This window comes from Rathayibacter sp. PhB127 (genome assembly GCF_003751665.1).
Lineage (GTDB): Bacteria > Actinomycetota > Actinomycetes > Actinomycetales > Microbacteriaceae > Rathayibacter > Rathayibacter festucae.
In genome coordinates this window covers 328,268-340,216 of the sequence record NZ_RKHW01000004.1, presented here as the reverse complement: position 1 = coordinate 340,216, position 11,949 = coordinate 328,268, and the positions used below count along the sequence as shown (strand labels likewise).

The following is an 11,949-nucleotide window of genomic DNA, read 5'->3' as shown; positions in this document are numbered from 1 at the left end:
CAGGGTCCGAGGGGGGAAGAAGAGGGGGCGGTGGCCGGCCCGTGCGGGGCCGGCCACCGCGGGGAGTCAGTTCGTGCCGACTTCGTTCTTCACGCGGTCCTCGGCGCTCTTCACGGCGTCGTCGAGGCTCGTCGAGCCCGACATGACGGCGGTGTGCAGGTCGAGGAGCACGTTCTGGACGGCGGCCGTCTTGGCCGAGGTCGGGTTCTCCGGCTTGGTGTCGTGCGTGGACCAGGCGAACTTCGAGACCTCGTCGGTCGGCGCGCTGTCGACCGCGAAGTAGGCCTCGGCGACCGCGTCGCTGGTCAGGGCGGGGGTGATGCCGAGGGAGGCGACGACCTCCGCGCCCTCCTCGCTCGACGCGAACTCGAGGAACTCCTTGGCCGCGGCCTGCTTGCCCGAGTCGATGCCGGCGTTGATGCCGAAGCCGGTCGGGTCGCCGAAGGTCACCGGGGTCTGGTCCATGCCGGTGGTCGACTCGTCGAACTGCGGGATCGGGGCGAAGCCCCAGTCGAAGGTGTCCGAGTCGCCGGAGGCCTGCTGGGCGATCAGCGACGCGACGAACCAGGTGCCCATCGGCATCATCGCGGCGTTCTGCTTGCCGAACTCGGCCTGGTAGGTGAGCTTGTTCGCGACGATCGTGTTGTACTCCGCCTGCGCACCCGCGTCCTGGAGCGCGAGGGCGCGCTCGTAGTAGGGCTCGAGGTAGCCGTAGTCGGCGTCGAGGATGTCGATGTCCGGGGTCTGCGCGCTCGCGAAGCCCTGCACCGTCGACTGCCAGCTGTGCTCGTAGGTGCCGACGGCGCTGCTGCCGGCCGCGGCGAGCGCGGTGGTCAGCTGCTCGGCGGTGGCCTCGTAGTCGTCCCAGGTCCAGGAGCCGTCGGGGTAGGCGACGCCGGCCTGGTCGAAGAGGGCCTTGTTGTAGAAGAGGACCCAGGAGTCCTGGCGGTAGGGCGCCGCCCACTGCTTGTCGTCGACCTGGTAGGCCTCCACGCCGCCGAGGTCGTCGGGCAGCTCGATGTCGGAGACGTCGAGGAGCTGGCCGCCGGCCTGGTAGGTGACGACGTTCTTGACGTTCTTCTGCGTGACGATGTCCGGACCGCTGCCGGCCGCGAGGTCCGCGGTCATCAGGGTGTCGTAGTTGGTCGCGTCGTACTCCTTGACCTCGATCGTGACGTCGGGGTCCTTCTCGTGGAACGCGTCGGCGAGCGCCTGGAACTCCGGCGTCGTGCTCAGGCTCCAGCCGGAGAGGCTGAGCGTGATCGGGCCGTCGGCGGCGGGCGCGTCGCCGCCCCCGCCCCCACCCGAGCAGGCGGTGAGGGACAGGGCGGCGACCAGGGCCACTCCGGCTGCGGCGAATCTTCTCTTCATGCGTGCTGCTCCTTTGCATCTGCGTCCGGGACTCCACCTCGGGTCCTCGGGTACCGGAGCTGCCGAGCGGCGCGTCCGGAATCTGGGAGTCGGTGCTCGGTGACGAGGCCGTCGGGCCAGGTCGCCGTCACGGACAGGGCGTCGCCGTCGGGGGCGACATCGACGGCGGCGAGGCCCGCGGAAGGGGCCTCCGCTCCGGCTGCTTCTTCACCGGTGAGGCCGACCAGCGCGACGACGAGGGCGTCGACCTCCGCCGGGAGGGTGAGCGTCGGCACGCCGACCGCGGGGCCGAGCGGGCTCGCGCCGTCGCGGGCGACGACCTCGGGGACGGCGCCGGGAGTGAGGGAGGTCAGGGTAGTCGTGAGGCGGCCGTTCGAGGCCTCGGCCGTCGCGGCGCTCGTGTCCGCGGCGATCTCGGCGCCGGCCAGCGGCCAGCCGCCGATGCGCAGGGCGATCTCCTCCGCCCGCACGCCCTCGGCGAGCTCGTCGATGCGGACGAGGCGCAGCTCCCACGGGCCGCGGACCAGCGAGTGCACGCTGATCCGGCCGGCGACGCGGACGGCTCCGCGCAGTCCCTCGCCGTGGCGGTGGCTGCTGCGCTCCGGACTGATCCAGTGCGCGTCCCCGCTCGAGCCGGCCACGCCGACCCGGCCGTCCGCGTCCAGGCGGACCTCGGTCAGCGTCATGCCGGTGCGGTGGGTCGCCTCGCCGTCGGCGTCGACCAGCGCGACGCTCTGCTCGAGCGCCTCCGCCCAGCCACGCTCGTCGAGCAGCGGCGCGGTGGCGGTGGAGTAGCCCAGGCGGGCGTAGAGCGGGGAGTCGCCGGTCGTCGCGCCGGGCAGCGCCTTGTCGGTGCCGTGGTTGACGACGCGGACGATGCCGTCGGCGTGCGTGCCCGAGACGATCCAGCCGGGCGAGACGATCGCGCGGAGGTCGTCGCCCTGCTCGATCGGGAGCAGATCGGCCGGGAGCGGCTCGGAGGCCGCGGTCCAGACCGGGTGCTCGGCCGGGAGCAGGATGCCGAGCATGCCCTTGACCGCCCAGTACGGCGAGCCGGGGCCGGAGTAGGACTGCGCGAGCTCGCGCCACGGGTCGTGCCAGCCCATCGAGAGCAGGCCGTCCTCGCCGGGGGCGCCGTTGTCGGCGAAGTGCCCGACGATCGCGCTCGCGGCGCGGCGGAGCCGACCCGGGGAGTGCGAGGGCACCTCGGCGATCACACCGGCCCAGAACGGCGCGGCGGCGGCGAAGCGGTAGATCAGGCTGCGGCCCTGCAGCAGCGGCGAGCCGTCGCCGCCGACGAGCGCCAGCGCGTCGGAGAGGTAGCGGTCGAGCCGGGCGACGTCGGCGGCGGCACGCGGGGCGGCCAGCTCCTCCGCGCCGGACATCCGCGCCCAGAGCACGGGGTACACGTGCAGCGCCCAGCCGACGTAGTGGTCGTAGGCGCGCTCCGAGCCGTCGGCGAGCCAGCCGTCCTCGCGGACGAAGGAGTCGTGGCGGGCGAGGTCCGCGGCGACGTCCTGCGCCGACCACGGGCCTCCGACCGAGCGGAGGAAGGTCTCGACGACCAGGCGGAACCAGACCCAGTTGGTCTGCGGGTAGCTGTCGTCGCCGACGACCGGGGCGAGGTAGTCGACGACGCGCTGCTGGGTCCGCGCGTCGAGGCGGTCCCAGATCCAGGGGCGCGTGAGGTCGAGCACCAGCGCGATCGACGCCGCCTCGACCTTGGCCTGCGCGTGCTCGTCGATCCGGACCCAGCGGTCCTCCGCGTCGGGGTCGACGCCGGTCTCGACGCCGCGGCGGTAGAAGTCGATCAGGTCGTCGACGCCCTCGCCGCGCGCTCCGGCGATGCGGAAGCCGGCGAGCAGGAAGGTGCGGGCGAAGCCCTCGAGGCCGTCGACCGCGCGGCCGTAGCCGCCCTCGGCGCCGGGGAGGGTGATCCGGCCGTGGCCGACGCTGGCGAAGGGGGCCACGGCGGCGAGGAGCGCGTCCGCGACGGCGAGCCAGTGCTCGCGCGTCCAGTCGGCGCGGAGGTTCCCCTCGTCCACGGCGGTTCTCCTTTGAATCGTGATGTCCGCGCTCTGTCCCACGCTGACGTGAGCGGCCCACGCTGACGTGAGCGGCACTGAACAGAACAGGACTATACATACGGAAATCGATCACCTCAATGTTTTGGTTGGAGCAAAATGATTGATTATGATCAGTTGCATGCCAAAGCACCCCGTCCCGGCATCGTCGCCGGGCGTGATCGAGTCCTTCCGCGGCCCGCTCGCGGCCGCGTTCTCGCCCGACCGTCCGCTCTCGGCGCGCGGGGTCCTCCTCTCTCCCGAGCAGTCGCTGCCGGTGCCGACCGCCGCCGACCGGGAGGCCTGGGCCGCGGCCGATGCGACGACACTCGCCGCGGTCGCCGAGCGCGCCGCCGCCGACCTGCTCGCGCCGTGGCCGCAGCCGCTCGCCAGCCAGGCCGTGCGCGTGCACCGCGACGGCAACCGGGACGGCTGGGAGCAGCGCGCGTTCGAGCGGCAGCGGCGGCTGAGCCGCGCGGTGCTGCTGGCCGCGAGCACCGGCGGCGCACCTGAGGGCGACGCCTGGCTCGATCAGGTCGCCGACGGCGTGCAGCTGCTCCTCGAGCAGAGCTCCTGGTGCTGGCCGGCCCACGACGACGCGCTGAGCCGGCACGGCTCGGTGCTCGCCGACGTCGCCGACCCCTTCCTCGACCTCGGCGCGGGCGAGGTCGCCGGCCAGCTCGCCTGGCTCGACCACGCGCTCGGCGAGCGCCTCGACGACCGCTATCCGGGGCTGCGCCGCAGGATCCGCCGCGAGACCCGCGAGCGCGTGCTCGCCCCGTTCCTCGCCCGCGACGACTGGCACTGGCTGGGCCTGGACGGCGACGTGCACAACTGGAACCCCTGGATCACCGGCAACGTGCTGGTCGCCGCCCTGCGCCTGCTCGACGCTCCGGGCGAGGAGGAGGAGCGCGCCGCCGTCGTCACCCGCGCCGTCGCCGCCCTGGACCGCTACGTCGCCGTGCTCCCCGAGGACGGCGCGATCGACGAGGGCTACGCCTACTGGTGGAACGGCGCCTGCCGCGCCCTCGAGGCGCTCGACATCCTCGCGCACGCGACCGGCGGCGCCTGGGACGCCTCGGCCGTGCCCGCCCTGCGCGCGACCGTCGCCTTCCCGCACCGCTCGCACCTCGGCGGCGACTGGTACGTCGCGCACGCCGACGGCCAGGCGCTGCAGTCGCGCGACCAGCCCTGGCACGCGGTGCACCGGGCCGGCCGCCGGGTCGGCGACACCGCCGCGATGGCGCACGCCGCCGCGCAGCGCTCCCCCGCCGAGCCCGCCGCCTCCGAGAAGGAGGGGCTCGGCCGCCTGCTGCGCGGAGCGACCGACCCGCTCTGGACCGCGGCGCCCGCCGCCCGGCCTCCCCTCCCCCGCGAGGTCTGGCTCGAGTCCGTCCAGGTGCTCCTCGCCCGCACGACCGCAGGGTCGGCGGAGGGTCTGACCCTCGTCGCCAAGGGCGGCCACAACGCCGAGCACCACAACCACAACGACGTCGGCGCGTTCCAGGTGGCGAGCGACGGCGTGCCCGTCGTCGTCGACGCCGGCCGCCCCACCTACACCGCCGCCACCTTCGGCCCGGAGCGCTACGGCATCTGGACGATGCGCAGCGAGTGGCACAACCTGCCCGTCGTCCGCGGCCTCGGGCAGCCGCCCGGGCGGGAGGCGGCCGCTGCGGACGTCTCGGTCGCGCTGAGCGACGCGTCCGCCGCGTTCTCCGCAGAGCTCGCCGCCGCCTACCCCGGCACGGGGCTGCGCTCCTGGCGCCGCACCGTCTCCCTCGACCGCCCGTCCGCAAGGGTCGTGCTCGAGGACCGCTGGGACCTCGCCCCGTGGGACGATCAGGACGATGAGCCCGGCACCGCGATCCGACTGCTCCTCGCGGGAGACGTCGTGACCGAGCGCGGAGCCGCCCGGGTCCGCCCGCTCGGCGGCGCGCGGCCGCTCCGGATCGCCTGGGATCCGGCCTGCGAGCACCGCACCATCGTCCGCGAGCTGGACGATCCGATGCTCACGAGCGTCTGGGGCGAGCGGCTGACGCTGCTGGAGATCGACGCCACGGCGCGCAGGGAGCTGCGGATCGCGATAGACCTGGACCCACCGATCGGAGAGCAACGATGAGCGACCAGACCCAGTCCCCTCCCCTCGCCGCCGAGCGACGGGCGCACATCCTCGCGGCCCTGGGCGTCGACGGCGCCGTCCGCATCTCCCAGCTGACCGAGGCGCTCGGCGTGGCGACGGTCACGCTTCGCCGCGATCTGGTGCAGATGGAGCGCGAGGGCCTGCTGAGCCGCGTGCACGGCGGCGCGGTCGTCCTCTCCGGGTCGGCCGGCCACACGGCCCCCGCCCCGGAGCCGGAGGAGGTCAAGCTCGGCTCGATCGCCGTCCTGGTGCCCTCGCTCAACTACTACTGGCCCGGCGTGCTGCACGCGATGGAGGCGACCGGCCGCAGCCTCGGCTACGACGTCGTCCTGCGCGGCGCCTCCTACGAGCTGCAGGACGAGCGCCCCGTGCTCGAGCGCCTGCTGCGCTCCGGCGACGTGCGCGGGCTGATCGTCGCTCCCAACACCGACACGGAGCACTCGGGCGACGTCCTCCGCTGGCTCGCCGACTGCGGGGTCCCGTCGGTCCTGGTCGAGCGCGACGCCGTGCTCGAGCCCGAGGGCACGCCCGCCGAGTCGGTCACCACCGACCACGCGCTCGGCGCCGTGCTCGCCGCCCGCCACCTCGCCGAGCTCGGCCACCGCAAGGTCGGCCTGATCCTGTCGCGGAACTCGCCCACCTCGCGCAAGATCGCCGCGGGCTGGCTCTCGGCCTGCGAGGCGCTCGGCCTCACCCCCGCCGACCACTTCGAGGAGACGCTCCCCGACCGCGGTAGCGCCGACTTCTCCGAGGTGGTCAACGCGGCCCTGGAGACGGCCCTCGAGACCGGCGTCACCGCCCTGCTCGTGCACTCCGACCCCGAGGCGATGGCCTTCGTCGACCTCGCGCTCAACCGCGGCATCTCCGTGCCCGGCGACCTCTCGGTGATCGCCTACGACGACGAGGTCGCCCAGTTGTTCACGCCCGCGCTGACCGCGGTGAGCCCGCCGCGCGCCGGCGTCGGCGAGGCCGCGGTCCGGCTGCTCGTCCAGCGGATCGAGGACCCCGAGCGGCCCGTGCACCGCGTGCAGCTCAACCCGAGCCTGATCGTCCGCGCCTCGACGGCGGCTCCCGGGCGCCCGGCGGACGGGCAGCCGGACGGCGCGCGGTGATCGACCGCCACGAGCACTCGCCGTGGTCGTTCTGGGCCGAGGCCGCGCCGGAGCAGCGGTCCCGCCAGCTCGAGCTGCAGCGCGAGCTCCTGGCCGCGCACCCCGGCTGGACGATCGGCGCCGACTGCTTCGTCGCGGAGTCGGCCGCGGTCGACCCCGAGCGCCTCGTGCTGGGCGACCGCTCGTATCTCGCGGCGGGCGCATACCTGACGGGCGACGTCGAGATCGGCGCCGACTGCTCGCTCAACCCCTACACGGTGGTGCGCGGGAGCGTCGTCCTCGGCTCGGCCGTGCGGGTCGGCGCGCACACGTCGATCCTCGGCTTCAACCACTCGATGGAGCCCGGCACCGAGGTGTTCCGCCAGCCGCTGAGCTCGCGCGGCATCCGCATCGGAGACGACGTCTGGATCGGCTCGCACGTCGTCGTGCTCGACGGCGTGACGGTGGGCGACCACGCGGTGCTCGCCGCCGGCGCGGTCGTGACGAAGGACGTGGCGGCCGGTGCGGTCGTCGGCGGCAACCCCGCGCGGCGGCTGCGCTGGCGGGTGCCGCCCGTGGCCGCCGAGGTCTCGGACGCCGCGCGCCTGGCGGATCGCGCCCGGGAAGAGATCGAGGGGATCCTGCGCGGTGCGCTCGTGGACGACGGGCCGGTACCTCATGACGGGCCGGCTCTCCAGGACGGACCTGCACTCCACAACGGGCCCGCACTCCACGACGGGCCCGCCTTCCGCGACCGGCCGGGCGCCGCCCCGACCGACCGCGCGCTCGGCGACGCGGTCGAGCTCGCCGACCTCCTGCTCGGCACGCCGCCTCCCGGAATCGATCCCGCCGCGGTCGTCGCGCGGCTCCGCGGGCTGCCGGTCCCGGGGAGGGACCTCTGGACCGATCCGGAGGCCGCGTACCGCGTGCTCAGTGCGGGCTACGCGCTCGACCTGCTCGGGTCGGAGTTCGCGCAGCCGCTGACCGCCGTGACCGAGGAGACCCCGGAGGGCCTGGTCGCGCGGCTCGACGGGCTGCGCTGGCGCGACGACCCGTGGAACGCCGGCCACCACGTCGACGCCCTCGGCACGGCCCTGCACTGGACGCGCCGCCGCGGCGATCCCGTCCCGGTCGGCCTCGAGGAGGCGCTCTACGGCTGGCTGCTCACCCGCGCCGATCCCCGCAGCGGCATGTGGGGCGAGGCGTCGGCCGGCCGCGGACTGCTCCTGCTCGTGAACGGCGCGTACCGCGCGACCCGCGGCACCTTCGTGCAGGACGGCCGCCCGCTCCCGTACCCCGACGCCGTCCGCGACACCGTCCTCCGGCACGCCCGGGACGACCGCTGGTTCCGGCCCGAGCGCGTCGACGCCTGCGCCGCCCTCGACCTCGTCCACCCGCTCTGGCTCACCCGCGGCACCGGCTACCGCGCCGCCGAGGTCGAGCCGCTGGTGCGCACCCTGCTCGCGGACGTCCTCGGCCAGTGGCGCCCCGGCCGCGGCTTCGCCTTCCGCCTGCACTCCGCCGACGCCGGCCTCCAGGGCACCGAGATGTGGCTCGCCGTCCTCTGGTACCTCGCCGACCTCCTCGGCGCCTCCGACGCCCTCGGCTACCGCCCCCGCGGCGTCCACCGCCCGGAGCCGGCCCCGCCCCGCATGCTGATCGAGTAGCCCGCGCTCTCATGCTGATCGAGTAGCCCGCACAGCGGGCGTATCGAGATCCACCACCGCTCGAACCTGAGTCTGCAGTCCCACCCTGCTGACGACGGCGGGTCTCGATACGCCCCTGGCGGGGCTACTCGACCAGCATGAGGCGGCGCAGCCGAGCCCTCTCCCCCACCACCGAGACGCGAAGCGGCTTCACCGCTCGATACGCCGCCTCCGGCGCCTACTCGACCACGATGCGGGGGCCGCTACTCCGCAGGCGTCGTGGGCAGCAGCTCCGCCACCAGCGCCTGCACGCGGGCGCGGATGTCGTCGCGGATCGGGCGGACCTCCTCGAGGGGGCGGCCCTTGGGGTCGGCGAGGTCCCAGTCCTCGTAGCGCTTGCCGGGGAAGACCGGGCAGACGTCGCCGCAGCCCATCGTGATCACGACGTCCGAGGCCTGCACCTGCTCGGTGGTCATCAGCTGCGGCACCGCCTGCGAGATGTCGATGCCCTCCTCCGCCATCGCCGCGACCGCGACCGGGTTGATGCTCTCGCCCGGCTCGGAGCCGCCGGAGCGCACCTGGACGGCACCGCCCGAGAGCTCGCGCAGGTAGCCGGCGGCCATCTGCGAGCGACCGGCGTTGTGGATGCAGACGAAGAGGACGGTGGGGGCGGTCATCCCGGGCTCCTGAGGGTGAGGGGCTGCCCGCGTCGATCGACACCGGCGCGACCGAATCTACCGACAGCGCCCGACGCCTCCGCGTTCACCGGGCTCCGGCGGCGCAGGGCCGGCGCGTGACGGCGGACTCCGCCTCCTCGCCTCCGCGGAGTACGCGGCTCAGGAAGGCAGATCCGGCGCCGGGTAGGCGTCCCAGCCGCCGTCGCCGGCATCATCGCTGGCCTCGGCGGCGAGTCTGCGGCGGATGTAGGCGCCGAGATAGGGAAGAGAGAACTGCACATGGCCGCGACCCGCGGCATGGACGTAGCCGCTGTCGATGAGGCGCTTCTTGTAGACCTGGACGTACGCGTCGGAGACGTCCATGCGCTTCGCGATGTCGGCGATCTTCGTGCGGTCGTCGTCCTCGGCCATCGCGTCGAGGAACTTCTGGTCGACATCGGAGAGATCGCCGTAGACGCGGCTGATGACTCGACTCTCGACCGCCTTGATGGCCCTGTCCTGCGCGACGGTGGCGTCGGCGAGGCTGATCGTGGGTGCAGTGGAGCGGTTCCGCCAGGCGTAGTCGCCGGCCAGCTGCACCAGGTACGGATAGCCCTGCGAGAGGGAGACGAGCACGGCGAGCGCCTCCTCGTCGATCCTCCGTCCGCCGAGGCCGGCGGTCTCCGTGAAGACTCGACTGGTCTCCGGCGCGGACAGCCGCACGAACTCGACCTCCCGGGAACGCCGGAGGAAGGTGGTGTGCTCCTCGGCGAGGAGTGCGTCGAGGCCGACCTTCACCCCGGCGAAGACGACCATGATCTGCGCACCGTCCTGAAGCGCGTGCGAGACCTGCAGCGCGAATCGGCTCAGCTCCCGCAGGCGGACCTTGCCGGAGGAGACCTCGTCGATGGTGATCAGGATGCCGCCCTCCCCGCCCAGTGCGGAGGACAGCGCGACGAGGTCGTACCGCAGCTGAGGCTTCACGCTGCGGTGCCGGTCGACGTACTCGATCTCGGCGCTGAACTCCCACAGCCCGAGCGAGGTCAGTCGTGCGCGGCTGCCCGGGGCCATGTCGTTGATCAGGGCGGGGATCGTGGAGTCCATCACCCGGTCGAGGAGACCGGCACTGGCGTCCTCGCTGATCACCAGCCACCCGGCGGCGCGAGCGTCGTCCTGGAGGGTGGTCAGGAAGGAGGTCTTGCCGGCGCCGCGCAGTCCCGAGACCAGGACGGAGTGGTTCTCGCCGAAGTCCAAGGTCTCGAAGACGGCACGGAGCTCCGTGAGCGCTTCCCCGTGACCGCCGAAGACGGCAGGCTTCTTCCCGTAGCCCGGGGTGAACGGGCTGGGGGCTGTCTCCGCCATCGCGATCTCCGAATCTTATTTATTTTATTCTATTCCGCCTCGACTGTGAGTGTGAGGTGCTGGCGCGGCAGTCCGCGCAGATCAGCAAGGTGGCGGAGACGAAGCCTGCTCACGATGCAGGGCCTCTCACGATGCCGACCGAGCGGGCCGTTCATGCCGATCGAGTAGCCCGCGGAGCTGGCTTATCGAGATCCACCACCGCCAGAACTCAGTTTGCAGACCCGCCCTGCTGACGGTGGTGGGTCTCGAGACGCCCCTACGGGATTGCTCGACCGGCTTGCTGCGGTGGGTGGCGCACAACATCAGCTGAGACTGGTGGGCCTCCTCTGTCAGCGGACGCCACCCCGTCTCAGCTGATGTTGTGCGGCGCTGGAGTCGCGTCACGCTGATCGAAGAGCCCGTGGAGCGGGGCGTATCGGGATCCACCAGCGCAAGAAGGACGAGTCTGCAGACACGCCCTACTGACGACGGCGGGTCTCGATACGCCCTGCGGGCCACTCGACCAGCATGGGTGCGGCACCGCCGCGTCCTTTCCCCCACCACCGAGACGCGAAGCGGTTTCGCCGCTCGATACGCCGCCCCCGGCGGCTACCCGCCGCTCGGGCGCCGCCGTGGACCAGCGCCCGCCCGCGCTTCTGGAGTCGCGGGCGCCCGCCCGCTCGGCGCACACTGGGCGGGCCCCCTCCCGCGACGACCCCTCGGACGGATCACCGTGCTCACCGGACTCAGCGCCTTCCCGCTCACCCCGCTCCGCGACGACGCCGTCGACGAGCCGGCCTTCGCCGCCCTCGTCGAGCGCCTCGCCGCGGCCGGCGTCGACTCGATCGGGGCGCTCGGCTCGACCGGCTCCGCCGCCTACCTCGACCGCCGGGAGCGCCGCCGGGTCGCCTCGCTCGCCGTGCGGCACGCGGGAGCGGTGCCGGTCGTCGTCGGGATCAGCGCACTGCGGACCTCGCAGGTGCTCGCCCTCGCCGAGGACGCGCAGGAGGCGGGCGCCGCGGCGGTGCTCCTCGCTCCGGTCAGCTATCAGCCGCTGACGGACGACGACGCCCTCGGCCTCTACGAGGACGTCACCGCACAGCTCTCCGTGCCGCTGGTCGTCTACGACAACCCCGGCACCACGCACGTCACGATGACCGACGAGCTGTACGGCGCGATCGCGCGGCTGCCCCGGGTCGCCTCGATCAAGATCCCCGGCGTCCCCGCCGATCCGGCTGCCGCGGCCGAGCGGGTGGCCGCGATCCGAGCGCAGGTCCCGGAGGGCGTCACGATCGGCGTCTCCGGCGACGCGTCCGCCGCCCGCGGCCTGCTCGCCGGCTGCGACGCCTGGTACTCGGTGATCGGCGGCACGCTCCCCGGCCCCGCGCTGACGATCGCGCGCGCCGCACAGTCCGGCGACCGCGCCGCCGCCGAGGCCGAGGCCGCCCGGCTGCAGCCGCTCTGGAACCTCTTCGCCGAGCACGGCGGCAGCTACCGGGTGATCGCCGCGATCGCCGAGCAGCTCGGCCTCGCCGCTCCCGGTTGCCTCCCCCGCCCGATCCGCGGACTCGACGCACTGGCGCGCGCCCGGGTCGCCGAGGTCGTCGCCGCCCTCGACCTCGGCACCCCCACCGGCTGAGC

Annotated in this window: 8 protein-coding genes; 4 read left to right on the top strand and 4 right to left on the bottom strand. The window is 73.7% G+C overall.

Features of this window, described 5'->3' with window-relative positions; all coding sequences use genetic code 11:
- Positions 1-66: 66 nt before the first annotated feature.
- Both EDF22_RS18020 and EDF22_RS18015 read right to left on the bottom strand, forming a co-directional pair.
- Complete coding sequence (locus EDF22_RS18020; protein ID WP_123706192.1) at positions 67-1,371, bottom strand: extracellular solute-binding protein; 1,305 nt, start codon at positions 1,369-1,371, stop codon at positions 67-69.
- Positions 1,368-3,416, bottom strand: coding sequence for a DUF2264 domain-containing protein (locus EDF22_RS18015; protein WP_123706191.1), 2,049 nt, complete (start codon positions 3,414-3,416; stop codon positions 1,368-1,370). Before EDF22_RS18015 ends, EDF22_RS18020 begins: the two co-directional genes overlap by 4 nt.
- Positions 3,417-3,576: 160 nt before the next feature.
- On the opposite strand from EDF22_RS18015, the gene EDF22_RS18010 reads away from it, so the two are divergent.
- From EDF22_RS18010 to EDF22_RS21455, 3 genes are read left to right on the top strand one after another with little or no spacing between them, the layout of a single operon-like run.
- A complete protein-coding gene (locus EDF22_RS18010; protein WP_123706190.1) occupies positions 3,577-5,553 on the top strand; it encodes a heparinase II/III family protein in 1,977 nt (658 codons plus the stop codon).
- Positions 5,550-6,686: a substrate-binding domain-containing protein gene (locus EDF22_RS18005; RefSeq protein ID WP_123447339.1), complete on the top strand. Its 1,137-nt coding sequence runs from the start codon at positions 5,550-5,552 to the stop codon at positions 6,684-6,686. The genes EDF22_RS18010 and EDF22_RS18005 overlap by 4 nt, the downstream gene beginning before the upstream one ends.
- On the top strand, positions 6,683-8,332 hold the full coding sequence (locus EDF22_RS21455; RefSeq protein WP_123706189.1) for an acyltransferase: 1,650 nt from the start codon (positions 6,683-6,685) through the stop codon (positions 8,330-8,332). Before EDF22_RS18005 ends, EDF22_RS21455 begins: the two co-directional genes overlap by 4 nt.
- 242 nt (positions 8,333-8,574) lie before the next feature.
- Here EDF22_RS21455 and EDF22_RS17995 read toward each other — a convergent pair whose 3' ends face one another.
- Positions 8,575-8,988, bottom strand: a complete 414-nt coding sequence (locus tag EDF22_RS17995; protein ID WP_123706188.1) for an arsenate reductase ArsC — start codon at positions 8,986-8,988, stop codon at positions 8,575-8,577.
- A 159-nt stretch (positions 8,989-9,147) separates the two neighbouring features.
- Complete coding sequence (locus EDF22_RS17990; protein WP_123706187.1) at positions 9,148-10,329, bottom strand: AAA family ATPase; 1,182 nt, start codon at positions 10,327-10,329, stop codon at positions 9,148-9,150.
- Between the two features lie 712 nt (positions 10,330-11,041).
- Between EDF22_RS17990 and EDF22_RS17985 the strand changes: the two genes are divergently transcribed.
- On the top strand, positions 11,042-11,947 hold the full coding sequence (locus EDF22_RS17985) for a dihydrodipicolinate synthase family protein (protein ID WP_123706186.1): 906 nt from the start codon (positions 11,042-11,044) through the stop codon (positions 11,945-11,947).
- Positions 11,948-11,949: the final 2 nt, after the last annotated feature.

What these genes read in the sequence shown, in the direction of transcription:
- EDF22_RS18020 (WP_123706192.1), bottom strand. Translation starts at nt 1,371, where the DNA reads ATGAAGAGAAGATTCGCCGCAGCCGGAGTGGCCCTGGTCGCCGCCCTG.
- EDF22_RS18010 (WP_123706190.1), top strand. Translation starts at nt 3,577, where the DNA reads ATGCCAAAGCACCCCGTCCCGGCATCGTCGCCGGGCGTGATCGAGTCC.
- EDF22_RS17990 (WP_123706187.1), bottom strand. Translation starts at nt 10,329, where the DNA reads ATGGCGGAGACAGCCCCCAGCCCGTTCACCCCGGGCTACGGGAAGAAG.
- EDF22_RS17995 (WP_123706188.1), bottom strand. Translation starts at nt 8,988, where the DNA reads ATGACCGCCCCCACCGTCCTCTTCGTCTGCATCCACAACGCCGGTCGC.
- EDF22_RS18005 (WP_123447339.1), top strand. Translation starts at nt 5,550, where the DNA reads ATGAGCGACCAGACCCAGTCCCCTCCCCTCGCCGCCGAGCGACGGGCG.